General features: G+C 50.3%; 23 protein-coding genes. 3 read left to right on the top strand and 20 right to left on the bottom strand.

Annotation, left to right across the window (positions count from 1 at the left end):
• Positions 1-88 precede the first annotated feature (88 nt).
• The 17 genes from VV089_RS04310 to VV089_RS04230 form a co-directional block, all read right to left on the bottom strand.
• Positions 89-343: a spore coat protein gene (locus VV089_RS04310; protein ID WP_172541268.1), complete on the bottom strand. Its 255-nt coding sequence runs from the start codon at positions 341-343 to the stop codon at positions 89-91.
• Between the two features lie 12 nt (positions 344-355).
• Complete coding sequence (locus VV089_RS04305; RefSeq protein WP_172541267.1) at positions 356-544, bottom strand: hypothetical protein; 189 nt, start codon at positions 542-544, stop codon at positions 356-358.
• Positions 545-811: 267 nt separating this feature from the next.
• Complete coding sequence (gene glgA / locus VV089_RS04300; protein ID WP_172541266.1) at positions 812-2,254, bottom strand: glycogen synthase GlgA; 1,443 nt, start codon at positions 2,252-2,254, stop codon at positions 812-814.
• 112 nt (positions 2,255-2,366) lie between these two features.
• On the bottom strand, positions 2,367-3,173 hold the full coding sequence (gene spo0A / locus VV089_RS04295; protein WP_172541265.1) for a sporulation transcription factor Spo0A: 807 nt from the start codon (positions 3,171-3,173) through the stop codon (positions 2,367-2,369).
• Between the two features lie 171 nt (positions 3,174-3,344).
• Positions 3,345-4,565, bottom strand: a complete 1,221-nt coding sequence (gene spoIVB, locus VV089_RS04290; protein ID WP_334335073.1) for a SpoIVB peptidase — start codon at positions 4,563-4,565, stop codon at positions 3,345-3,347.
• A 163-nt stretch (positions 4,566-4,728) separates the two neighbouring features.
• On the bottom strand, positions 4,729-6,417 hold the full coding sequence (gene recN / locus VV089_RS04285; protein WP_334335072.1) for a DNA repair protein RecN: 1,689 nt from the start codon (positions 6,415-6,417) through the stop codon (positions 4,729-4,731).
• Between the two features lie 31 nt (positions 6,418-6,448).
• Positions 6,449-6,901, bottom strand: a complete 453-nt coding sequence (locus tag VV089_RS04280; protein ID WP_334335071.1) for an arginine repressor — start codon at positions 6,899-6,901, stop codon at positions 6,449-6,451.
• A 33-nt stretch (positions 6,902-6,934) separates the two neighbouring features.
• Complete coding sequence (locus VV089_RS04275; protein ID WP_334335070.1) at positions 6,935-7,816, bottom strand: NAD(+)/NADH kinase; 882 nt, start codon at positions 7,814-7,816, stop codon at positions 6,935-6,937.
• A 43-nt stretch (positions 7,817-7,859) separates the two neighbouring features.
• Complete coding sequence (locus VV089_RS04270; protein ID WP_334335069.1) at positions 7,860-8,672, bottom strand: TlyA family RNA methyltransferase; 813 nt, start codon at positions 8,670-8,672, stop codon at positions 7,860-7,862.
• Positions 8,673-8,681: 9 nt separating this feature from the next.
• Positions 8,682-10,550, bottom strand: a complete 1,869-nt coding sequence (gene dxs, locus VV089_RS04265) for a 1-deoxy-D-xylulose-5-phosphate synthase (protein WP_172541259.1) — start codon at positions 10,548-10,550, stop codon at positions 8,682-8,684.
• A gap of 64 nt (positions 10,551-10,614) precedes the next feature.
• On the bottom strand, positions 10,615-11,499 hold the full coding sequence (locus VV089_RS04260; RefSeq protein ID WP_334335068.1) for a polyprenyl synthetase family protein: 885 nt from the start codon (positions 11,497-11,499) through the stop codon (positions 10,615-10,617).
• Positions 11,489-11,707, bottom strand: a complete 219-nt coding sequence (xseB, locus tag VV089_RS04255; protein WP_172541257.1) for an exodeoxyribonuclease VII small subunit — start codon at positions 11,705-11,707, stop codon at positions 11,489-11,491. The genes VV089_RS04260 and xseB overlap by 11 nt, the downstream gene beginning before the upstream one ends.
• A 10-nt stretch (positions 11,708-11,717) precedes the next feature.
• Entirely contained in the window at positions 11,718-12,941 is a 1,224-nt protein-coding gene (gene xseA, locus VV089_RS04250) for an exodeoxyribonuclease VII large subunit (RefSeq protein WP_334335067.1), read from the bottom strand.
• Positions 12,938-13,342, bottom strand: a complete 405-nt coding sequence (gene nusB, locus VV089_RS04245; protein WP_172541255.1) for a transcription antitermination factor NusB — start codon at positions 13,340-13,342, stop codon at positions 12,938-12,940. Before nusB ends, xseA begins: the two co-directional genes overlap by 4 nt.
• Positions 13,343-13,453: 111 nt before the next feature.
• Entirely contained in the window at positions 13,454-13,840 is a 387-nt protein-coding gene (locus VV089_RS04240) for an Asp23/Gls24 family envelope stress response protein (protein WP_172541254.1), read from the bottom strand.
• 215 nt (positions 13,841-14,055) lie between these two features.
• Positions 14,056-15,660: a phosphoenolpyruvate carboxykinase (ATP) gene (gene pckA / locus VV089_RS04235; RefSeq protein ID WP_172541253.1), complete on the bottom strand. Its 1,605-nt coding sequence runs from the start codon at positions 15,658-15,660 to the stop codon at positions 14,056-14,058.
• Between the two features lie 133 nt (positions 15,661-15,793).
• On the bottom strand, positions 15,794-15,979 hold the full coding sequence (locus VV089_RS04230; RefSeq protein ID WP_334335066.1) for a hypothetical protein: 186 nt from the start codon (positions 15,977-15,979) through the stop codon (positions 15,794-15,796).
• A gap of 302 nt (positions 15,980-16,281) precedes the next feature.
• Here VV089_RS04230 and VV089_RS25185 point away from each other — a divergent pair, with 302 nt between their 5' ends.
• The 3 genes from VV089_RS25185 (at position 16,282) to VV089_RS04220 (ending at position 19,031) form a co-directional block, all read left to right on the top strand.
• Positions 16,282-16,374 (top strand): LacI family DNA-binding transcriptional regulator, encoded by a 93-nt coding sequence (locus tag VV089_RS25185; protein WP_172541252.1) that lies wholly within the window; start codon positions 16,282-16,284, stop codon positions 16,372-16,374.
• 213 nt (positions 16,375-16,587) lie between these two features.
• A complete protein-coding gene (locus tag VV089_RS04225; protein WP_334335065.1) occupies positions 16,588-17,412 on the top strand; it encodes an HAD family hydrolase in 825 nt (274 codons plus the stop codon).
• Positions 17,413-17,666: 254 nt separating this feature from the next.
• A complete protein-coding gene (locus tag VV089_RS04220) occupies positions 17,667-19,031 on the top strand; it encodes a citrate/2-methylcitrate synthase (RefSeq protein ID WP_172541250.1) in 1,365 nt (454 codons plus the stop codon).
• 132 nt (positions 19,032-19,163) lie between these two features.
• Here VV089_RS04220 and VV089_RS04215 read toward each other — a convergent pair whose 3' ends face one another.
• The 3 genes from VV089_RS04215 to VV089_RS04205 all read right to left on the bottom strand — a co-directional run bounded on the left by VV089_RS04215 (position 19,164) and on the right by VV089_RS04205 (position 23,219).
• Positions 19,164-19,511, bottom strand: coding sequence for a hypothetical protein (locus tag VV089_RS04215; RefSeq protein WP_172541249.1), 348 nt, complete (start codon positions 19,509-19,511; stop codon positions 19,164-19,166).
• A 208-nt stretch (positions 19,512-19,719) separates the two neighbouring features.
• The gene (gene thrC / locus VV089_RS04210) at positions 19,720-21,204 is read right to left on the bottom strand and encodes a threonine synthase (RefSeq protein ID WP_334335064.1); all 1,485 of its coding nucleotides are present in this window, start codon (positions 21,202-21,204) and stop codon (positions 19,720-19,722) included.
• A 356-nt stretch (positions 21,205-21,560) separates the two neighbouring features.
• Positions 21,561-23,219 carry a 2-isopropylmalate synthase gene (locus VV089_RS04205; RefSeq protein ID WP_172541247.1) on the bottom strand — a complete coding sequence of 553 codons (1,659 nt, stop codon included), beginning with the start codon at positions 23,217-23,219 and terminating at the stop codon, positions 21,561-21,563.
• Positions 23,220-23,278 lie beyond the last annotated feature (59 nt).

The raw sequence follows: 23,278 nt of genomic DNA, 5'->3' as shown, positions 1-23,278 counted from the left end.
AAGAGAGAGGGAAATTGCGGCTAGGGCTTCCGGCATCCTTTTTCATGTCTCAGACTATTTTATGCTTCCCTCTTCTGAGCCTCTGGGCTTACATCACACTCTGGGTAAAGAGAGACTTCACATGCTGTACCTCTTCCTCGGTGGCTTTGGAAGCCGGTACATAGTACTGCTTGGCCCGGGCAATCTGATAGAGCTCCTCCTGGGACATCTCGCACTTGTTCCGCAGATCCTTTAAAGTCTGCTTAAGTCTGGGCTCCTCGGTCTGAGGAATCATTTCACCGAACATCTTTAACTCACCGTTGATACCAACCAGGGTATCTGCTACCATTGTCTTCTCATTCATTTTCGCACCCTCCTAACCTAAGAACTGCATCAGCTGCTGCTTATTTTCCTTGGCAGACTGGGCTGCCTTCTGGAAAAACTGCTTTACCTGCTGATCTGTGGCATTGTTGGCGTAATCGTTCATTTTACAGTGGGTGGTGTCGTAGCCTCCGATGAGATGGCGAAGGTTCTGTACATCCAGTTCAGATAATTCCGATCTCATAAAAAAATACCTCCTATTCCAGTTCCGTAATATCCTATCCAGTACACCCGTATGAAATCTATTTCCAGTCACAGATGCATGTGCCTGTAAATCGATTTGTGCATTGTAAGGAATATTACTGTTTCCAGTTCCCTGCCCAAAATGATTTTTGAACAGTTATTAACAGTATCCCGATCCAGAGGTGTTTTTATGCGGATTCTCCATAGACAAAGTTTGCCTGCCCTTAAGGGCAGGCAAATATCTTAATTTTAATCAAAATTTTCCAAATTAGCCGGCTAACCAGTTGTATAATTCTTCGTATTTTTTCGCAGAAGCGCCCCAGGAGAAGTCAACGGCCATGGCCCGGTCTACAATCTTGTTCCACTCACGCTTCTTGTCGTAGTAAACGCTCTCTGCATAACGGATGGTGTGAAGCATCTCATGGGCGTTGTAGTTGAGGAAGCTGAAGCCCGTTCCCGTGCTCTCATACTCGTTGTAGGGCTCTACCGTATCCTTCAGTCCGCCTGTCTCCCGGACAATGGGCACGGTGCCGTACCGAAGGCTCATCAGCTGGCTCAAGCCGCAGGGCTCAAACTGGGACGGCATAAGGAACGCATCGCAGGAACCGTATATCTTATGGGACATCGCCTCGGAATAGAAGATGTTGGCCGACACCTTCCCCTGATACTTCCAGGCAAAGTGACGGAACATATTCTCGTACCGCTCCTCGCCGGTTCCGAGTACGACCAGCTGAATCTCATCCTGACATAGCTCATCCATAACATAGGCAATCAGATCGAAGCCCTTCTGATCCGTCAGACGGGATACCACGCCCAGCATCATCTTCTTGGGATCTACTTCCAGCCCCAGCTCCGCCTGAAGAGCCGTCTTATTCTTTACCTTTTCCTTCCTAAAGTTCACGGCATTGTAATTCTTCGCCAGAAACTTGTCGGTCTCCGGATTGTACTCCTCGTAATCAATGCCGTTGACAATTCCGCGAAGGGAGTTGGCCCTTGCGTTCATAAGGCCGTCCAGATGCTCGCCGTAATAGGGCATCTTGATCTCCTCCGCATAAGTCTCGCTTACGGTGGTCACTGCGTCCGAATAAACAATACCGCCCTTCAAGTAGTTAGCGTCTCCATAAGCCTCCAGCTTATCCGGCGCGAAATAAGAGATGGACAGTCCGGTAATGTCGCGCACCGTCTTCATATCCCACACACCCTGGAACTTCAGATTATGGATAGTCATAATCGTCTTGATTCCCTGGAAAAACGGATTGTTCTGGAAGGAATCGTTCAGAAATACCGGAACAAGTCCCGTCTGCCAGTCATGGCAGTGGATAATATCCGGCCGGAAATCCAGTGAGGGAAGAGCCGAGATAGCTGCCTTTGAGAAAAATGCAAACTTCTCAATGTCCTCATAAATATTTCCGTAAGGCTTGGCACCTGCAAAATAGTACTCATTATCAACGAAATAGAACTTTACACCCTCATATTCCATCTCCAGAATTCCCACATACTGACTCCGCCATGCGAGATTCATGTAGAAATGTGTAACATATTTCATCTGATCCCGCCATTCCTGCTTGATACAGAGATATTTGGGAACCATCACCCGGATATCAAAATACTCTTTGTCAAAATACTTCGGCAGAGATCCCACTACGTCTGCCAGACCTCCTGTCTTAATGAAGGGTACCGCTTCAGAAGCAACAAATAATATCTTTTTCACCGTATTTCCTCCCTATTTTCCCATACACCCATGGGTATTTGTAATATTTTATATTCATTATACCTCAAACAGCGCATATTTGAAAGGGAAATTTTCGCAAAAGCTACAAAGTTTATGATACTTTCGCTTTGTACTCCAGCCGGATCCGGTCGGAAATCAGCGCAATAAATTCGGAATTGGTCGGCTTCCCCTTCCCGGTACTGACCGTATACCCGAACAGCTCGTCGATGGTATCCATCTTCCCCCTGCTCCAGGCCACCTCAATGGCATGGCGGATAGCCCGTTCCACCCGGCTGGGAGTGGTCTGATGGTTCTTGGCAATGGTGGGATAGAGCACCTTCGTAATGGAGCTCAGCATATCCATATCTTCCACAGACATCATAATGGCGTCTCTCAGATACTGGTAGCCCTTGATGTGGGCCGGAACGCCTATCTCGTGAATCATATTGGTCACATCCGTCTCCAGATCCCGTGCCTCGTAAGGAAGCCGCTTCCGCTCGGACTCTCCCGGAGTTCTCACGGGATTCAGAATTTTTTCTCCACGGTTCTGAATGCTTCTCAACCTTCCAAGAAGCATTTCGTTATTAAAAGGCTTCATCATATAATAACTGGCTCCCAGGGAAAAGGCATCCTCCGTCACATCCTCCTGCCCGATGGCGGAAAGAACAATAAAAGCCGGCTGTTTCTTCATCCCCTTATCCTCTTTCAGCTTTTCCAGCACTCCAAGCCCATCCATTCTGGGCATGATCAGATCCAGAAGCACCACGTCTGGCTGGCTTTTGCGTATCATTTCCACCGCATCCTCGCCGTTTCCCGCCGTACCTACAATCTCCATGCTGCTCTCACTGCGTATCATACTGTTCAGCAGCTCCACGATCCGTTCATTGTCATCCGCAATTGCAACCTGTAATTTCTCCATCTCAACCTCCCATATGTCTCTGTCCTTAAAACTGCCGGAAGCTTCTCCCGGCAATTTCCTTCTTACAGATGTTTGCTTAACATGCTTACATTATAGACAGCATGTACCTGGGTTGCAATTTCTTTCTCTCCCCATTTTAAGACATGGCAGGACAGCTTTCGACGGATTCCTCTAAAGATTTACATGTTCCAGCATATTCTCAATAAAAACTCCGAAACCTTTTGTGGAATCCTGTACAAATACGTGGGTTACTGCCCCCACCAGCTTCCCGTTCTGGATGATGGGGCTTCCGCTCATCCCCTGGACAATCCCCCCGGTAAGGTTAAGAAGCTCCGGATCCGTCACCTTCAAAATAATTCCTTTGTTCATATCCTCATCCTTCCGGTGCACCTCCAGAATCTCTACCCGGTAATCCTTGATTTCGCCGCTGACTGCGCTGCGCACAAAGGCCTCGCCCGTCTGGATCTCCTGCTTATATCCTACCTGAAGGCTCTCTCCTTCGACTTTTTCATAAATCCGATCCTCCCCGGTTCCAAAGATCCCCACAGGCGTATTTTCCGTAAGCGCTCCGCAGATAAGCTCTTCCCGGTAACGGATGAGGCCGGAAAGCTCTCCCGGGCTTCCTTTCTCCCCTTTTTTGATGTCAATGATATTGGTGTCATAGAGGGCGCCTTGGGAGATCTCCAGCAGCGTCCCTGTGTCTACGTCATTGACCCCATGACCCAATGCCCCGAAGCTGCCTCTCTCTGTCAGAAAGGTCAGGGTTCCGATTCCCTGGGTATTGTCCCGCACCCAGATTCCAAGCTTGTATTCCTCCTGGCCGGTCTGAACCGCCTCAACCTTCACCTGTATCTCTTCGCCGCCCCGGTCTAGATCCAGAATTACATCCTGGCTGCCCCCTGCATTGACTGCCTCAATCAGCTCCTCCTTATCGGAAACCGCCTGGCCGTTGACTGCCTGGATATAATCGCCCCGCTGGACAATCCGGTAGGCCGGCTCGTAATTCAGCCCGTCTACTCCCGTCACCTCCCCGGTGCCGATGATGAGAATTCCTTCTGTCTCCATATAGATCCCGATGGGAACTCCGCCGGGAATCACATAGGCAGGTTTTAACACCTCCACCTGGACTTCTTTTAAAGGAATTATTCCAAGAAGCTTATATGCAATGGTATAATTTCCCGTTCCGTAAGCATTGGCCGAAGCCTCCGCAAGTCCCGGCTTGATTTCCTGCGTAACAAAAAAACCGGGATATTCCGGACCTGATTCTCCCTCTGTCTGTGTATAAGAATCCGGTATCCCGTCACGGATCTCCCGGTATCCCAAAACTCCAAGGCCTGCCAGACTCACCAGTAAAAGACCGATGAGGCAGCGCCGGTACTGTCTCATATCCATAGCTCCACATCCTCTGTCGAAATCGTAAAAAGGATGTAGTGTTTACAATGGTAACACTGCATCCTTCTTTAGTATGTGAAATATGGATCTCGCTAGACTAGTATAATATTTCCAAAAATGCGGCAATTCGGCGTGCATTCAGACTGCTGCCCGAAATCCTGCTTTACCTGCCGCCGGACTTCTTTCCCTTTGCCAGCTCCTTCATTTCCTCCGCATTCTTCATCACGGCATCCGTGATCTTTGCGCCGCCCAAGATACGAGCCAGCTCTTCAATAGTTTCTTCTTCAAAAAGCTTCCTTATCTGCGTCCTGGTTTCTCCATGTTCTGCCATTTTTTCAATACGGTAATGGCTGTCTGCCATGGCTGCAATCTGAGCCAGATGCGTGATGCAGATAACCTGCCTGGTCTTTCCGATGAGCATCATCTTCTCGGAAACCTTCTGGGCCGTCCGGCCGCTGATTCCCACGTCAATCTCATCGAAAATCACGGCGTCAATATCGTCCTTGTCTGCCAGAACCGTCTTAATGGCCAGCATGATCCGGGACAGCTCTCCGCCGGAGGCAATCTTCATCAGAGGCCGCAGGGGCTCCCCGGGATTGACGGAAATCAGGAATTCCACATCATCCGTCCCCAGGGCCGTATAGCCCGGCAGGCTCTCAAACTGCATCTCAAACTGCACATCCAGAAAGTTCAGATCCACAAGATGCTGCCGAATCTCTTTGCACAGCTTTTCTGCACAGGCCTTTCGTATCCCGGATACCTGCCTGCAGAGCTTTGAAAGCTCCTCCTCCGTATCAGAAAGCTCCTTCTTAAGCTTCAAAAGATAGGCGTCATAATCCAGAAGCTTTTCCAGACGCTCCCTGGACGCTTCCTGCCAGGAAAGCACCTGCTCCAGGTTTTTTCCGTACTTTGCCTTTAGCTGGTTCAGAAGGTTCAGCCGTTCCTCGGTCTCAAAAAAGGTTTCCTCGGAAAACTCCAGGGAATCCAGATATTCTGCCATATCCCGGTTAAAATCATTCAAAAGACCGTCAATATCCGTCAGCTGTTCCAGAAGAGGAGACATTTCTTCATCAAAGGAAGCCACACTCTGCAGCTCCCGTAAGGCCCGGCCGATGGAGCCGCCCGCCGCCTGGGGATCTTCGTAGCCTGTCAGAGTGTAAGCCGTCCCTGCTGCCTCCAGAATCTTTCTTCCGTTGGTCATCCGGCGGTACTGCTGCTCCAGCTCCTCATCCTCCCCGGGAACCAGGACAGCCTTCTCGATCTCATCAATCTGAAATTCCAGAAGGGAAATCTCTCTTAAGCGGCTCTCCTCATCCAGCTGTGCTTCCTTCAGCGTTTCGTTCAGTTGTTTCCAGTTTTTATACGTTTCTCCCAGCTCTTCCCGGATGCTCCCCAGCTCTTCCTTGGAAAATTCATCCAAAATCTCCAGATGCTTCTTTTTCTGAAGAAGGGACTGATGCTCATGCTGTCCGTGAATATCAATTAAAACAGAGGCCGTCTCCTTTAACTGGCTTAAAGGCACCGTCTCTCCGTTGATTTTATTCATGCTTCGTTTATCGGAAATTTTTCTGGAAATAATTACCTGATCCTCTTCCAAAGTAACGCCAAGCTCCATAAGCCGCTGCCGCTGGCTCTCTCTGGACACCTGGAAGACAAGCTCTACCAGTCCGAATTCCGCTCCCTCCCTCAGCATCTCCCTGGAGGCCTTGTCCCCCAGCGCCAAGCCTACAGAGCCTATGACAATGGACTTGCCGGCTCCCGTCTCGCCGGTGAGAATATTCAGCCCCTCTGAAAAATCGATCTCTGCCTCCTCAATCAGAGCCAGATTCTTTACATGTAAATGAGTTAACATAAGTTCTCCTATATTATAGTTCTGCGACGCTCTACAATTCCTTCATCATCTTACGCAGCTTGTCCATGACCTGCAGCGTATCCTCCGCTGTGCGGATGGCACAGAACACCGTGTCATCTCCTGCGATACAGCCCACGATATCCTGCCAGTGAAGAGCATCGAGAGCCGCAGCCACAGCCATGGCCATGCCGGACACAGTCTTAATCACCAGGATGTTCTGGGCCACATCCATGGACACAAAACCGTCCCTCAGTATTCCTATGTACTTCTCCCCCATCTGCCGGCTGTGCTCCCGGACTGCCACATAACGCTGGCGGTCTCCCATGGTCATTTTTGTAAGCTTCAGTTCCCGGATGTCTCTGGATACCGTGGCCTGTGTCACTTGAAAACCAGCCTCGTTCAGCTTTTCCGCCAGCTCCTCCTGGGTCTCTATGTCATACCGGCCAATCAGTTCAATAATTTTTCCATGCCGATCCCGTTTCATGGTCTACCTATCCTCCTATTCCGCACATCTTGTTCAGTTTCCGCGCATCTTGTTCCGCAGCACCTCCAGAAAGCTGATTTTACTAATCTTCACGATATCTGCGGTTTTTTCCGACTTCTGAATCTCAACATAATCCCCGGTGGCAATGGGCACGGACACCTCTCCGTCAAAGGTGGCAAATGCCTCCTCCCGGTCCATCCTCCTTCCGGAACCAAGGCGGATGGCTACCCGGTCTTCTCCGGACAATACAATGCTTCTGGCCGTCAGTGTGTGGGGACAGATGGGCGTCACCACGATCATAGAGGCCATGGGGGATACAATGGGCCCTCCCGCCGAGAGGCTGTAGCCGGTGGATCCGGTGGGCGTGGATACAATGATGCCGTCCGCCGAATACCGGTTCAGAAATTCCCCATTTACATAAATCTCATAGTCAATCACCCGAAGGGCCCCGGCGCGGTTTACCACAATGTCGTTCAGGGCCAGATTGTGTACCGCTCCCTCCTGCTCCCGGCAGACGGCCCCTTTCAGCATCATCCGGGGTTCCAAAATGTACGCATCGGCCATAAGCCTGTCCATGGCATCAGGAATTCCGGACTTCTCGATGGCAGCCAGGTAGCCCAGATTGCCAAGGTTGATTCCCAGAAGGGGGATTCTCCGTTCTACCGTGTCCCTGGCTGCCTGAATCAGCGTTCCGTCCCCTCCGAGAACAAGAATGCACTCTGTCCCCTGGGGAATCCAGTCTGCATCCGTATACCCGGTCTGAGCCTTTCCCGCCCCGCTCTCACGCCTTTCCAGCTTCTGATACTCCCGTACCGTGCAGGAACATCCATGGGAAGTCAGGTATTCGTAAATGCATCTGGTGGTCTCCAGATTTTTGTCCTTTTCACTGTTGGTTATAATATAAAATTGATTCATTTTCTTTCCCTGTCTTATGCTATATCTTACCAGGCTGCTGGGTTTACGTCAAAAGGGCATGGGCCTCATCCACTACCTCCTTTGGCCGGATATGCTCCGGGCAGCCGGACAGGCAGGCTTCCTCTTTGTTCTTTCTCAGATGAAGCAGATACTCTATATTCCCCTCCGGCCCACGGACCGGAGAAAAATCCAGTCCCAGGATCTCATAGCCCACGGATCCGGCATAGGAAATCACCTGCCGGATGACCTCCAGATGGGTCTCCTTTTCCCTGACGACGCCCTTCTTTCCCACCTTCTCCCGGCCCGCTTCAAACTGAGGCTTAATAAGGGCCGCTATCTCTCCCTCCTCTGTCAAAAGCTCCCGTACCGGAAGAAGCACTTTCGTAAGGGAGATAAAGGCTACGTCAATGGACGCAAACTGCGGCGGCTCCCCAATCTGCTCCGGCAGAAGATAGCGGATATTGGTTTTCTCCATACACACTACCCGCTCATCCGTCCGCAGCTTCCAGGCTAACTGATTGGTTCCCACATCCACGGCATAGACCTTGGCCGCGCCGTTCTGCAGCATACAGTCGGTAAAGCCTCCTGTGGAGGAGCCCACATCCATGCAGATCTTCCCCTCCAAGGACAGCTGAAAGCTTTTTACCGCTTTTTCCAGCTTCAGGCCGCCCCTGCTCACATAGGGAAGCTTATGTCCCCGGACTTCGATTTCTGCCTTGTCCTCGAACATGGAACCGGCCTTGTCCTCCCGCTGTCCGTTTACAAAGACATTTCCCGCCATTATTACGGCCTTTGCCTTTTCCCGGGACTCGGAAAGTCCCCGGGATACCAGTAGTACATCCAGTCTTGTTTTCATCACGGCTCCTTACATCTGTCCCACATAGGCAGTAATTACACGCTTTGCAATGGTTTCCGCATCCAGCCCCACTTCTTTAAAAAGAAGGGAGACGTTTCCGTGCTCCACGTATTCGTCGGGAATGGCCGCAGACAGCACATGGACAGAAAGCCCCCGATCCGACACAAAACCAAGAACCTTTTCTCCGTATCCGCCGCTTCGTACATTTTCTTCCATGGTAACGAAGAGGCGGTGAGTCTTTGCCAGCAGCTCCAGACATTCCGTGTCAATGGGTTTAACAAAGCGGGCGTTGACCAGGGTACAGTTGTAACCGGTGTCCTTCAAAATCTTCCGCACCTCTTCTGCAATCTTCACCATGCTCCCCACTGCCAGAAGGGCAATATCCGCTTCCTCATAGAGAATCTCGCTCTTTCCATAGGTCACTGGGGAACGGAACTCCTGAAGGCCGTCGTAAGCCTCCCCCCTTGGATAGCGCAAGGCTATGGGGGATTCAAAATCAATGGCATATTTCAGCATATCGGAAAGCTCCCACTTGTTCTTCGGAGCCATAATCGTCATATTCGGAATGCTGGAAAGGTAGGACAGATCAAAAATGCCCTGGTGGGTCTCCCCGTCGCTTCCCACCAGCCCCGCCCGGTCGACAGCAAATACCACCGGGAGGTTCTGAATGCAGACGTCGTGAAGAATCTGATCGTAGGCTCTTTGCAGAAAGGAGGAGTACACGGCCACCACCGGCTTTAAGCCTCCCGCCGCCAGGCCTGCCGCAAAGGTTACGGCGTGCTGTTCCGCAATTCCCACGTCAAAAAACCGATCGGGAAACATATTTTTAAACCGCTTCAGGCCGGTTCCGTCCGGCATGGCTGCCGTGATGGCAGTCACCTTCTCATCCCGATCTCCCATTTTCCGCATAACCGTGGAGAAAATATCCGTATAGTTGGCCTTTGTGCGTTTGTGGCTGGGCAGGCCGGTAGCTATCTCAAAGGGCTCCGCCCCGTGGAACCGGGCCGGATGGCGCTCCGCCGGGGCATAGCCCTTGCCCTTCTGGGTTTTTACATGGATCAGCACGGCGTGGCGGATCCTTCTGGCATCGTTGAAGGTACGGATCATCTGCTCGATGTTGTGTCCGTCCACCGGCCCTAAGTAAGTGATGCCCATATTTTCAAAGAGCATCCCCGGAATCACAAGCTGTTTTAAGCCGTTCTTCGTCTTTTTCAGCTGGCGGACAAGGCCTTCGCCGTAAACGGGAATCCGCTCCAGGGTATTCTGCAGCCCCTCCTTAAAACCAGTGTAGGCTTCTGCTGTCCGCAGGCCGTTCAGATACTGGGACATCCCTCCCACATTCTCTGCAATGGACATCTGGTTGTCGTTAAGGACGATGATGAAATTGCTCTTTAGCTGGGAAGCATTGTTCAGGGCCTCATAGGCCATTCCCCCTGTGAGCGCCCCGTCGCCGATAACGGAAATCACAGATTCCTTTCCCCCTTGAAGCTCTCTCGCCTTTACCAGGCCGATGCCTGCGGAGATGGAGGTGGAGCTGTGCCCCGTATCAAAACAGTCGCAGTCGCTCTCCTTGCGTTTGGGGAAACCGCTCATGCCCCCGTACTTGCGCAGCTCGTCAAAGCCGGCCTTCCGCCCGGTGAGAAGCTTATGGGTGTAAGCCTGATGGCCTACATCCCATACCACCTTATCCTCCGGAAGATGAAAGGCAAGATGCATCGCCATTGTCAGCTCCACCACGCCTAGGTTGGAGGCAAGGTGTCCGCCGCTTACGCTGATTTTCTCAATGAGAAACTCCCGGATCTCCTCTGCAAGAAGGTTCCACTCGTATTTCTCCAGTTTTTTGATATCATTTACCTGGTTAATCTTCTCTAATGCCATTGTATTGTCCTATTCCTGTTCTACAGGCTCTGCTGTCTTCCAGCTTTGCAGCATACGGATACCGCTATTTTTCTCTGGTGATCAGCATGGTTATCAGTTCTTCCAAGAAGGGATTCTCACGCCCTAAGGAGGCCAGTGTGGCAAGAGCTCTCTTGGAAATCTCCTCCACGTCCTGCTTTGCCTGCTTTAGGCCTTCCAGGGTTACATAAGTCGTCTTTTCGTTCTTCTCATCGCTGTGAATGGGCTTTCCCAGAACCTCCAGGGTGCTGGTCACATCCAGGATATCGTCCTGAATCTGGAAAGCCAGTCCCACATCCTGGGCTGTCCTTCGGATCTTGTCAACCTCTTCCTTGGAAGCCCCGGCCAGCAGGGCGCCAATCATCATGGAGCTTTCAATCAGCGCACTTGTTTTCAGCCGGTATATAAAGTCCAGCTTCTCCTTGGAAACAGCTTGTCCCTCGGATTCCACATCCACCACCTGGCCGCCGATCATGCCATAGATGCCAGCCTTTTCTGCCAGAACCTGTATGGCACGTGCTGTTCTCTCATTCAGCTCCTGCGACAAGGCTCCTGCCGCCGTCTCAAAGGCATAGTTTAAAAGGGCGTCCCCTGCCAGAATTCCCAAAGCCTCCCCATAGACGGCGTGGGTGGTCTTTCTGCCCCGGCGGTATTCGTCATTGTCCATAGCCGGCAGATCGTCGTGTACCAGAGAATAGGTGTGAATCATCTCGATAGCCGCCATAAAGGGCTCAATCACCCGGCCGCTGCCCCCGAACATCCGATAGGTCTCCTGCATCAGCATGGGCCTAAGGCGCTTGCCCCCTGCCGTCACACTATAATTCATGGCCTCCAGAACGGTTTTTTGAAATCCTGTCTCCTCTGGCAGATATTTTTTCAGAATCTCCTCAATCTCTGCCGTTCTCTTTTGAAGCTCTTCCTTAAAACTCATCCAATGTTCCCTCCTCGTTCAGGATCAGCATCTTTTTTTCCACCTTATCCAGTTTTTCATTGCAGTATTTTAAAAGCTTTGTGCCTTCCGCATACACCTGAAAGGATTCCTCCAGGGCCGTATCCCGGTCGGAAAGCTTCTCCAGCATAAAGTCCAGCTCCGCAAATGCTTCCTCTAAGGTTTTTTCCTGATTTTCTGTCTGCTCCATCTCATACCTCTCATTCTGATTCTGTCCGTTCTACGGCCAGCCGCTCCTTCACCACCGCCGTATACAGACCGTCCGTCACATGAATCCGCAGAAGGTCTCCTGTGTCCGCCTGCCGGATGCTGGTAACTGCCTTTCCGTCGGTTCCCTCTATATAAGAATACCCCTGCTGCAGCTTGAGCAGCGGGGAAAGCCCGTGAAAGCGCTCGATATAGAGAGCAAGCTGGTTCTTCCGATCACCCAGCTTTTCTTTCATGGCCTGCTCCAGCTGATTGGAAAGCTCTGCCGCGCGCATACGCTTTTCAAAAAGCTGCTGTCTGGGGCTGACCTGAAGCAGGCGGTTCCTAAGCTCCCCAAGGCGGTTCCGATACTGCTCCAGGCGATAGCCAAAGCCCTGATCAAGCCGCTGCCGGTAAGTCCTCATCCGCTCCATAAGCTCCCGGATATCCGCCACAGCCAGCTCCGCAGCCGCCGAAGGCGTAGGCGCTCTCAAATCTGCCGCAAAATCCGCAATGGTGGTATCCGTCTCATGCCCCACGGCTGAGATCACCGGCGTCCGGCACTCAAAGATAGCCCTGGCCACCTTCTCCTCATTAAAAGCCCAGAGATCTTCCATAGAACCGCCGCCCCGGCCTACAATTATTGCATCCACCCCCAGTTCGTCCAGCGCCTCAATCCCCCGTACAAGGTTGTCTGCCGCTCCCTCCCCCTGTACCAGGGAGGGATAGAGAATCAGCTGCACGTATGGATTTCTCCGGGATGCGATGTTGCGGATATCCTGGATCGCCGCGCCGGTAGGTGCCGTGACAATTCCAAGCCTGCGGACATAAGCGGGAATGGGCTGCTTATATTCCTCCGCAAACATCCCCATCTCTTCCAGTTCCCGTTTCAGCCTCTCAAATTCCTCATAGAAACGGCCCATTCCATCCAGAAGAATCTCCTTTGCGTAAAGCTGATAGCTTCCTGTCCGCTCATACACATTGACGCTGCCCAGAACAATTACATGCTGCCCTTCCTTCATGGGAAAGGCCAGCCCCTTTCTCTGTCCTGCAAACATCACACAGGACAGGGCGCCGCTCTCATCCTTCAAGGAAAAATAAATATGACCGGAAGTATGGTATTTACAGTTGGATACTTCGCCTTTGACGTACATGCGGCTGAGCAGAAAATCCTGGGAAAACATATTTTTGATGTAGCTGTTTACCTGGGCAACGGTGTAGGCGTTGACGTTCTTCATTCCTTCTTTCCTATTTTCCCAAGAATTCCATTGATAAAGGCCGGCGAATCATCTCCTCCGAACTTTTTCGCCAGCTCCACCGCCTCGTTGATGGCTACGCCCACGGGAACGTCCTCGTCAAACTCCATCTCATAGACAGCCAGCCGCAGCACTGTCAGATCCACCTTGCCCATACGCGAAATCTTCCAGCTTTTTGCCGTCTCTTCAATTCGCTTGTCAATCTCGGGAAGCTTGTCCACAACGCGGGCATACTTTTCCTCCATATAAGACTGATCTGCTTCCTTCAGTTCTTCCATATCTGCGAAAAACAGCTGAATCTGCTCCGGCATCTCCTCCGGAGTGTTGAATTCGATTCGGAACAGCAGTTCAAATATATGCTCTCTCAGTTCTCTTCGTTTCATACTCTGTCCTTTCCCCCTGCCGCAAAAGACCAAAGGAAGGGGATGTACAAAACACCCCCTTATTCCCCCTTGTTTTATCCTCTGTATTGTGACGCTTTACCGGCCTGGCGGCTATCTTGCCTTCTCCATGTTCACGCTTGCGATGCGGATGTTGACCATGGCTACTTCCAGGCCGGTCATGTTCTCAATGGCTGCCTTTACTTTCTCCTGTACCTTCTCGGATACCTTCATAATACTGTAGCCGTATTCGATATTCAGCGCAAGATCCACGTCCACGCTTCTGTCTGTCACCAGAACCTTCACGCCCTTGGACAGGTTCTTCATTCCCAGCTTGCTGATGAGCTCGTTGGTGATGTTGCCGGCCATAGCTGCAACGCCTTCCACCTCTGTGGCTGCCAGGCCTGCGATAATGGCGACTACCTCGTCCGCAATCTGCACCTCCCCAAGCTTTCCGTCTGCATGTATCATGTGAATCCCTCTATTTTCCTCTCTTGCCATTGCTGTGACCTCCGTTCAATTCTTCTATGATTCTTACCCGCCATTCCTGGTATATAGGTAGTAATCTCCTGTTTCCTTTGATTCTAGCATACTTTGGTGAAAATGGGAACTCTTTTTTGCAGCTTCAAAGGCTTCATCCGGCAAAAAAAATATGGCTGCCGGGAAACTCGTTCCCGACAGCCTTTCTAACGCCTATCTTATAACCGAACCTCTGCTTATAACTGAGGACCTGCAGCAACCAGTGCCTTTCCTGCCTCGTTGCCCTCGTATTTTGCAAAGTTCTTTATGAATCTGCCTGCCAGATCCTTTGCCTTCTCTTCCCACTGGGAAGCTTCAGCGTAAGTATCCCGGGGATCCAGAATGTTGGTGTCTACGCCCGGAAGCTCTGTGGGAACCTCAAGGTTGAAGTACGGAATCTTCTTTGTGGGAGCCTTGCGAATATCTCCGCTTAGGATTGCGTCGATGATTCCACGGGTATCCTTGATGGTGATACGCTTGCCGGTTCCGTTCCATCCGGTATTTACCAGATATGCCTTTGCGCCGTTCGCTTCCATTCTCTTAACAAGCTCCTCGCCGTACTTGGTGGGATGAAGCTCCAGGAATGCCTGGCCGAAGCATGCGGAGAAGGTCGGTGTGGGCTCGGTAATTCCGCGCTCTGTTCCTGCAAGCTTTGCGGTAAAGCCGGACAGGAAGTAGTACTGTGTCTGCTCCGGAGTCAGGATAGATACCGGAGGAAGTACGCCGAATGCATCTGCGGACAGGAAGATAACTTCCTTTGCTGCCGGAGCTGCGGATACAGGACGTACAATATTCTTAATATGATTAATGGGATAAGACACACGTGTATTCTCGGTTACGCTCTTATCGTTGAAATCAATCTTGCCTTCTGCATCCAGCGTTACGTTCTCAAGAAGTGCGTTGCGCTTGATTGCATTGTAGATATCCGGCTCGGATTCCTTGTCCAGGTTGATAACCTTCGCATAGCAGCCGCCCTCGAAGTTGAACACGCCGTTGTCGTCCCAGCCGTGCTCGTCATCGCCGATGAGCAGACGCTTCGGGTCTGTGGAAAGGGTGGTCTTGCCGGTTCCGGAAAGGCCGAAGAAGATTGCGGTGTTCTCACCGTTCATATCTGTATTAGCAGAGCAGTGCATGGAAGCGATGCCCTTCAGCGGCAGATAGTAGTTCATCATGGAGAACATACCCTTCTTCATCTCTCCGCCGTACCAGGTGTTCAGGATAACCTGCTCGCGGCTTGTGATATTGAACATCGCTACGGTTTCGGAGTTAAGTCCCAGCTCCTTGTAGTTCTCTGCTTTTGCCTTGGAAGCGTTGTATACAACGAAGTCCGGCTCGAAGTCAGCCAGCTCTTCCTCTGTAGGAGCGATGAACATATTCTTTACGAAATGAGCCTGCCAGGCAACCTCCATAATGAAACGGATGGCCATACGGGTATCCTTGTTGGTTCCGCAGAATGCATCGATTACGAAAAGTCTCTTGTCGGAAAGCTCGCCAAGAGCAATCTTCTTTACTTCTGCCCATGCTTCCTCGGTTGCCGGATGATTGTCGTTCTTGTATTCTTCAGAGGTCCACCATACGGTATCCTTTGAATTGTCGTCCATAACAATGAACTTGTCTTTCGGTGAACGGCCTGTATAGATACCGGTCATTACGTTCACTGCGCCAAGCTCGCTGACCTGGCCCTTTTCAAAGCCTTCCAGTTCCGGCTTGGTCTCCTCTTCAAATAACATCTCATAAGAAGGGTTGTGAACAATTTCTGTAGTTCCCGTAATACCATACTTGCTCAAATTGATTTCTGCCATCTTAGTTTTAACCTCTCTTCTTCAATATTTGCCTGTGTATGCAAGCCTTTCCTGCAAAAAGGCACTGTAACGTTCACTATCATATTATACATAATAAAATAATAAAATCAATAAAAATTCTTCACAAATTTTATCAAAAATATTTTTGATTCATAGTGAAACTATAATTTCTTACGGTTTTTCCGTCCTCCCACTTTCCGGCAAAGACAAAGAGCTGATCTCCATAGACATCCTTTCCCCATTCGGTACAGGCAATCACATCACGAATCTTTCCACCATCCCCGCTTCCTGCCTTGGGCCACCCCGTGTTACTGGGCACGGAGTGAACAGTAACTCAGCAGTTACTGTTCACTCGCCACTGTTCCGCAAGGTGTTTCCGCACATTTTGTGCGGAAATCCCGAGTTTTTCAGCGCGAAATCGCATCTTTTTGCGATTTCTGTGCATCGCGAAGCGCGTTACTGGTCACGGAGTGAACAGTAACACTCAGCAATTCCATAATTGCATAATGCCTTCTACCAAGGTTGCTTCTTTCTTTTGTTTCTGATATACTTAATAGGGACTCTCTGAGTTCTCTTTTTTAAAACCAAGGAAGCAATTGCTTCCTGGACGATAATAAGAAAATGCTTTCCATCAAAGATATCGCAGCCATATCGGGTGTCAGCATTGCTGCCGTATCCCGGATATTAAATAACAAGGGACGGTACCCTCAGTGAATAAGGGGACATTCGCCCCTTGTTCACTAAGGGTATTCTCCGGAAACAGAAAAGAAAGTTCTGGTTATAGTCCAATCCTATGGTTACGTTCTAAACCAAGTTTGAGAAAAATTATTTCTGAAAGAACGAGAATCCAGCAGATAAATTAACGGTTTCATTGGCTGATACTGCATACGCTGAAAAAACAACACAATGAAAGGAATTGTTATAACTATGGAAAAAAAGCTTCTCTTTTTTGATATTGACGGAACCCTTGCCTGCCCCGGGCAAAACCCCAGCGAACGAACCGTAAGCGCCATCCGCAGAGCCCGTGCCAAGGGGCACAAGGTATTTCTCGGCACCGGACGTCCAAAAGCATCCGTCCCGGAAGCTGTCCGGGAAATCGGTTTTGACGGAGGCATCTACAGTGCCGGCGGACATGTAGAGGCCGGAAGCTCTGTTCTGTCCGACCAATCCATGACAGCGGAAATGGTTCGGACCATATGCACGGCAATGGAGACAGTGAATATGGAATTCTCACTGGAATGCGCTTCTAAAAATTACAGGCGAAGCCCGGAGCTGTCCGCCGCCGCTCTCTCGGATATGTCCGGAGGCAGTACAGAGCTTCAGCGTATCCTGGCATCTATGGATCGAAACACATTGAAAGATTACCAGGGGGAGCCTGTCTACAAGGTTACTTTCCTTGCCCGGTCCATAGAGCAGATTGAAACGCTTGCCCACAGTCTGGATGAGCGTTTCAAGGTAGTCCACTTCAGCAATCTGATGCAAAACTCTGCCTGGATCGCCGGGGAGGTGTCTGACAGGCTGGTACATAAAGGGCTGGCTCTTAAGGAGCTTTGCGCTTACTATGGAAAGTCTCCCGCACAGAGTATAGCCTTTGGGGACAGCATGAATGACGCGGAGATGCTTCTGGCTGCCGGAATCGGTGTGGCGATGGGAGACGCAGAGGATCGGGTGAAAGAGCTGGCGGATCAAGTCTGCGAAAGCTGTCAGGAGGACGGCATTGCCCGTACCCTGGAACGGATGGAATTGATTTGAAGAAAATATTAAATAACTATGAATTTTTCATTTTTTCTTCCCTTTTCCCCTAATTTTATGTTATGCTAGTTCAAATTTCATTTTTTTGTCTGGGGAAATCATACCTTTATGTACAAAAAATATGTACAACTCAAGGAAACACCCTTCGGGTATACCTCTATGTACAAAAAGCATGTACAAATCAAGGAAACACCCTTCGGGTATACCTCTATGTACAAAAAGCATGTACAAATCAAGGAAAGGAGACGATGTTTATGCAGAATAACACATATTCGGAAATTACTCCCGAAATTCTAAACCTTGCAAAAATGAGTGAGGAAATCAGTCAGATTAGCACGGAACTATATAAGAAGTATGAGGTGAAACGGGGACTTCGTGATATCAGCGGCAAGGGCGTTCTGGCCGGACTGACCGAGATTGGCGAGATTCGTTCCTATACCATTGTGGATGACGAGATGGTCCCTTGTGAGGGAAAGCTTTTCTACCGGGGAGTGGACATTGAAGACCTGGTTCACGGCTTTGTGTCAGAAAAGCGTTTTGGTTTTGAGGAAATTTCTTATCTTCTGCTCTTTGGCGAACTGCCAAGCCGGAAAGACCTTTCTTCTTTCTCCGAGCTTTTAAGCTCCTATCGCTCCCTGCCGACCCACTTTGTAAGAGATATCATTATGAAAGCCCCCAGTAAGGATATGATGAATACCCTTGCCCGAAGTGTGCTGACTCTCTACTCCTACGATGACCGGGCCGACGACACCTCCATCCCCAATGTGCTGCGTCAGTCCCTGCAGCTCATTGCATTGATGCCCATCATGGCTGTCTATGCTTATCAGGCCTACAGCCACTATCATGACGGAAAGAGTCTTTTTATTCATTCCCCGCAGCCGGAGCTTTCCACGGCGGAAAATATTCTCCATATTCTCCGGCCGGACAGCTCTTATTCGGAGCTTGAAGCGACTATTCTGGATATTGCTCTGGTGCTTCACATGGAGCATGGCGGCGGTAACAACTCTACCTTTACCACTCATGTGGTTTCCTCCTCAGGCACAGATACGTATTCTTCTGTGGCTGCCTCCTTAGGCTCCTTAAAAGGACCCAGGCATGGCGGCGCTAACATTAAGGTAGTCCGCATGTTTGAAGATATGAAACAGGTAATTAAGGACTGGAGCAGCGAGGAAGAGGTGCGTACTTACTTAAAGGCTCTCTTAAGCCGGGATGCTTTTGACCATGCAGGCCTTATCTATGGTATGGGACATGCGGTATATTCCCTCTCCGACCCTCGTGCCAATATTTTTAAATCCTTTGTGGAGAGTCTTTCCAAAGAAAAAAACCGGATGGATGAGTTCCGGCTTTACTCCATGGTGGAGCGCCTGGCTCCCCAGGTCATTGCCGAGGAACGCCAGATCTATAAGGGCGTCAGCGCCAACGTGGACTTCTACAGCGGTTTTGTGTACAGCATGCTGGATCTGCCCTTAGAGCTTTATACGCCGCTCTTTGCCATGGCCCGTATCGTGGGCTGGAGCGCTCACCGGATCGAGGAGCTGGCTAATAACGGGAAGATTATCCGTCCCGCTTATAAGAGTGTCGCAAAGAAGAAAAAATATGTAAACTTGAGTAAGCGGTAAACAATCTCAATCCGTGCTCCTGTAAGCAGGCTGAAAATGGGATAGAAAAAAGAGGCTGTAGGAAAATAGGATATCAGAACTGTCTGATGCCGTCTTTCCTAACCGCCTCTTCTTTTTTCTTATGAAGGGAACTCACCAAAACATCTGAACGCCCTTCTTCGTCTGAAATGCAAACCAAATCAAAATAACAAAAAACAATACCATCGCCGCCGTATAGAGAACGCCCGGCACCGGAGAGACATAGCTGTTCACCAGTCCCAGAATACCGTAGAGCAGCGCAGCCGCCCCGAAGATTAGAATTTTCGGGGCTACAAAAACCTTGTAGCCTTCGATATCCTTACATTTGCGGATGTCTACATCCTTGCTCATCAGAATCGATGTGGTAATCTCCCCCTTGGTTTTAAGCAGATAGTACGCATAGAGGGCGTAAAGGCCGGCTCCGGCAAAAAGCAAATCCATAATACTCCAAACATTATCCATAATCAATCTCCTATTAAAAGTCGCTGCGCAACAGCACTAAAGGGTAAAGCTGCTTCGGCACACCGGTAATGAGAGAAACTTTTATTCGAAAAGGCACTCATAAAAGTTTCTCTCGTGCGCCTTTGCAGCTTTACCGTCCAGCAGAAATTATTTTTCAAAAGCTCTTGACATTTCTTAGCTGGACTATTCCAGTTCCGTAATATCCCGTTTACCCCAGAAACTCCTTAACCGCCTGCTTCATCTCTTCTGCATTTACCACTGTATTGTGAAGCACCTTGGCGCTGCGGATCCCCTCCACTGCCTTCGGCACCGGCACGCCGGACAGCTCTGCAAGAGCGTCGGCCAGCTCAAAGTCATCCATTCCCTCTGCGTTCTTCCCCAAAGCCTCCATCACGCTTCTGGTGAATTTATAAGGGCTGGCCGTGGAAGCAATCACTGTCTTGGTATTATCCCCTGTCTCCTTCCGGTATTTTCCATAGACACAGGAAGCCACCGCCGTGTGAGTATCCATCACATAGCCCACCGCTTCGTACACACTGCGTATAGCCGCCGCTGCTTCCTCCTGGCTTCCGTAGCCTCCCCAGAAGTCCCCAAGCTTTTCTTCCATGGCAGAGGTAATCTCATAGCGGCCGCTCTCGGCGAGCTCCTTCATCAGTCTCCGATCCGTCTCGTCGTTTTGATCTGCAATCTGATAAATCAGCCGTTCCAGATTGCTGGAAATCAGAATATCCATGGAGGGAGAGCTGGTCAGCAGAAACTCCCGGTTCCGGTCATAACAGCCTGTCCGGAAGAAATCATACAGCACCTTATTGTCATTGGATGCGCAAATCAGCTTTCCGATGGGAAGCCCCATCTGCTTCGCATAGTAAGCCGCCAGAATATTTCCGAAATTCCCTGTGGGAACTGCCACATTGATCCGCTCGTTTTCCTCTATCTCACCGTCTGCAAAGAGCTTGGCATAAGCATACACATAATACACAATCTGCGGAACAAGACGCCCGATATTAATGGAATTGGCCGAGGAAAACCGAAAACCCTTCCCAGACAGCTCCTCCTTAAAAGCAGCATCTCCGAAAATTGCCTTTACGCCGCTCTGTGCATCGTCAAAATTGCCCCGGATACCCGCCACAAAGGTATTGTCCCCCTTCTGGGTCACCATCTGCTTCTCCTGAATGGGACTTACACCGTCCTTGGGGTAAAACACAATAATCCGCGTTCTTGGCACATCCGCAAAGCCTGCCAGAGCCGCCTTTCCCGTATCCCCGGAGGTGGCCGTGAGAATTACAATCTCCTCCTTCACCTGATTCTTCCTTGCAGAAACCGTCATCAGATGAGGCAGGATAGAAAGGGCCATATCCTTAAAGGCAATGGTGGCCCCATGAAACAACTCCAGATAATATGCTCCCTCCGCCTTTGTAAGAGGCGCAATCTCCGGCAGATCAAACTTGCCGTCATAAGCCTTGGCAATACAGTCCTTAAGCTCCTCTTCCGTAAAATCCGTAAGAAAACAGCTCATCACCGTATAAGCCGTCTCCTGGTAGCTCATGTCTGCCAGCTCCTTAAGGCTTACCGGAAGGGCCGGAACCGCCTCCGGCACAAACAAGCCGCCGTCCTCCGACAAGCCCTGCAGAATCGCCTGGGAAGCCGTCGCCCTTACCTTCGAATCTCTGGTACTCTTATAAAACAAATCCATCCTTTTATCCTCTTTTCTGCATACCCCGAAGCCTCTTTGAAAAAAGCTGCAGCCCGCCGTCGCCGGACGGAGCACAAGCATCTGCAGGAGAAATCCGGGGAATTCTTTTTATTCCAGTTCCGCAGTATGCCATACTGCTGTTACCTATTCTGTAGTGTAACATATTGAATTGTTTCCGTCTATCCTTTTTTCCTTTCCAAGAAAGCCCCGTAACATCCCCATAAAAAATGCGGCCTTCGTTTCCTCTCCAGCCGCATCTTTCCTATATTGCTTTTTCTTTTCAGGCAAATCCCGTATTATTTTGCTCTTAACGGTTCTCTTGACGCTGCCGTCTGCAGAGTGAACCTTTTAAGCTCCTACAACACCGAATTGTTAATAGCCGTCAGCAGAGCGTCAATGGATGCCCGGATAATATCGGGATCTACGGCAGCTCCCCAATAGAGCTTCCCGTCCGGCGTCTGAATTCCCACATAGGCAATGGCTCTGGAACTGGAGCTCTGCTCCAGAGCATGCTCCTGATAAGTAACCAGATTGTACTGAAGGCCGAAGCATTTCTTAAGCGCATTGCTCACTGCATTGAGACGTCCGTTTCCTTCCGCATAAGTCACTTCCTGCCTTCCCTCATGCTCCGTATGCACCTCGGCAGTAATACCGTTTACCTGCTTGAAATGCACCTCTGTGATATTGTAGGGATGCGTAAGACTCTCGAACTTCCGCTTGAACAGCTCGAAGATCTCCTCCGGCATCAGCTCCTTGTTCTTGTGATCGGATTCCTCCTTGGCCGCATATCCCATGGCCTCCCGCATCTTCGGCGGCAGATTCAGGCCAAAATTCTGCTCCAGGATATAACCCACGCCGCCCTTGCCGGACTGGCTGTTAATCCTTATGACATCCGCGTCGTAATTCCGTGTGATATCCCTGGGATCAATGGGCAGATAAGGCACCGTCCACTTCTGGCAGTTGTTGTCCTCCCGGTAATGCATGCCTTTGGCAATAGCATCCTGATGTGAACCGGAAAAGGCCGCAAATACAAGCGCTCCGGAGTAGGGGCTTCTCTCGTTGATCTTCATCCCTGTAAACTTCTCATAAGCCTCGCAGACCTCCGGCATATTGCTGAAATCAAGCTCCGGATCCACACCCTGGGAATACATATTCATCGCCAGCGTTACAACATCCACATTGCCGGTGCGCTCTCCGTTTCCAAAAAGAGTGCCCTCCACACGGTCGGCTCCCGCCAGAAGCCCCATCTCCGTATCGGCCACGCCGCAGCCGCGGTCATTGTGGGGATGAAGGGAAAGAACTACACTGTCACGGTATTTCATATTTTCGCTCATATATTCAATCTGGCTTGCATATACATGGGGCATGGAATGCTGCACCGTAACCGGAAGATTAATAATAGCCTTCTTATCCGGTGTGGGCTTCCACACGTCCAGAACTGCATTGCAGACCTCCAGTGCGTACTCCGGCTCCGTTCCCGTGAAGCTTTCAGGACTGTACTCAAAAAGATAATTGCCTCCCGTCTCATCCGTCAGCTTTTTAAGAAGCTCTGCTCCTTCCACGGCAATCTTAAGAATCTCCTCCTTTGACTTGTGGAACACCTGCTCCCGCTGTGCTACAGAAGTAGAATTGTACACATGAACCACAGCCTTCTTTGCTCCCTCAAGCGCTTCAAAGGTCTTGCGGATAATATGCTCCCTGGCCTGGGTCAGAACCTGAATCGTCACATCATCGGGAATCAGATCCTGCTCAATCAAGGTTCTGAGAAATGTATACTCCGTCTCGGAAGCCGCAGGGAATCCGACCTCAATCTCCTTAAAGCCTACCTTACAGAGAAGCTTGAAAAAGCCCACCTTCTGTTCCAATGTCATAGGCACCACCAGAGCCTGGTTGCCGTCTCTTAAGTCCACGCTGCACCATATGGGGGCTTTTTCCACATAATCCTTTTCCGCCCATTTCATGCATTTATAAGGGGGTAAGAAATACTGCCTTTGATACTTGTTGTGATTCATCATCTTTTTCTCTCTCCTTTTTTATTGATACCCGAAAGCTCTGTTTTCCGGCTTTCCATCGG

Origin of the sequence: Candidatus Merdisoma sp. JLR.KK011 (assembly GCF_036941125.1) — a bacterium.
Classification (GTDB): domain Bacteria; phylum Bacillota; class Clostridia; order Lachnospirales; family Lachnospiraceae; genus Laedolimicola.
Note: the sequence above shows the minus strand (reverse complement) of the source record. Positions and strands in the feature narration are given on the sequence as shown.

What these genes read in the sequence shown, in the direction of transcription:
- VV089_RS04310 (WP_172541268.1), bottom strand. Translation starts at nt 343, where the DNA reads ATGAATGAGAAGACAATGGTAGCAGATACCCTGGTTGGTATCAACGGT.
- VV089_RS04305 (WP_172541267.1), bottom strand. Translation starts at nt 544, where the DNA reads ATGAGATCGGAATTATCTGAACTGGATGTACAGAACCTTCGCCATCTC.
- spo0A (WP_172541265.1), bottom strand. Translation starts at nt 3,173, where the DNA reads ATGGAGAAATTACAGGTTGCAATTGCGGATGACAATGAACGGATCGTG.
- spoIVB (WP_334335073.1), bottom strand. Translation starts at nt 4,565, where the DNA reads ATGGATATGAGACAGTACCGGCGCTGCCTCATCGGTCTTTTACTGGTG.
- recN (WP_334335072.1), bottom strand. Translation starts at nt 6,417, where the DNA reads ATGTTAACTCATTTACATGTAAAGAATCTGGCTCTGATTGAGGAGGCA.
- VV089_RS04280 (WP_334335071.1), bottom strand. Translation starts at nt 6,901, where the DNA reads ATGAAACGGGATCGGCATGGAAAAATTATTGAACTGATTGGCCGGTAT.
- VV089_RS04275 (WP_334335070.1), bottom strand. Translation starts at nt 7,816, where the DNA reads ATGAATCAATTTTATATTATAACCAACAGTGAAAAGGACAAAAATCTG.
- VV089_RS04270 (WP_334335069.1), bottom strand. Translation starts at nt 8,672, where the DNA reads ATGAAAACAAGACTGGATGTACTACTGGTATCCCGGGGACTTTCCGAG.
- dxs (WP_172541259.1), bottom strand. Translation starts at nt 10,550, where the DNA reads ATGGCATTAGAGAAGATTAACCAGGTAAATGATATCAAAAAACTGGAG.
- VV089_RS04260 (WP_334335068.1), bottom strand. Translation starts at nt 11,499, where the DNA reads ATGAGTTTTAAGGAAGAGCTTCAAAAGAGAACGGCAGAGATTGAGGAG.
- xseB (WP_172541257.1), bottom strand. Translation starts at nt 11,707, where the DNA reads ATGGAGCAGACAGAAAATCAGGAAAAAACCTTAGAGGAAGCATTTGCG.
- xseA (WP_334335067.1), bottom strand. Translation starts at nt 12,941, where the DNA reads ATGAAGAACGTCAACGCCTACACCGTTGCCCAGGTAAACAGCTACATC.
- nusB (WP_172541255.1), bottom strand. Translation starts at nt 13,342, where the DNA reads ATGAAACGAAGAGAACTGAGAGAGCATATATTTGAACTGCTGTTCCGA.
- VV089_RS04240 (WP_172541254.1), bottom strand. Translation starts at nt 13,840, where the DNA reads ATGGCAAGAGAGGAAAATAGAGGGATTCACATGATACATGCAGACGGA.
- pckA (WP_172541253.1), bottom strand. Translation starts at nt 15,660, where the DNA reads ATGGCAGAAATCAATTTGAGCAAGTATGGTATTACGGGAACTACAGAA.
- VV089_RS25185 (WP_172541252.1), top strand. Translation starts at nt 16,282, where the DNA reads ATGCTTTCCATCAAAGATATCGCAGCCATATCGGGTGTCAGCATTGCT.
- VV089_RS04225 (WP_334335065.1), top strand. Translation starts at nt 16,588, where the DNA reads ATGGAAAAAAAGCTTCTCTTTTTTGATATTGACGGAACCCTTGCCTGC.
- VV089_RS04220 (WP_172541250.1), top strand. Translation starts at nt 17,667, where the DNA reads ATGCAGAATAACACATATTCGGAAATTACTCCCGAAATTCTAAACCTT.
- VV089_RS04215 (WP_172541249.1), bottom strand. Translation starts at nt 19,511, where the DNA reads ATGGATAATGTTTGGAGTATTATGGATTTGCTTTTTGCCGGAGCCGGC.
- thrC (WP_334335064.1), bottom strand. Translation starts at nt 21,204, where the DNA reads ATGGATTTGTTTTATAAGAGTACCAGAGATTCGAAGGTAAGGGCGACG.
- VV089_RS04205 (WP_172541247.1), bottom strand. Translation starts at nt 23,219, where the DNA reads ATGATGAATCACAACAAGTATCAAAGGCAGTATTTCTTACCCCCTTAT.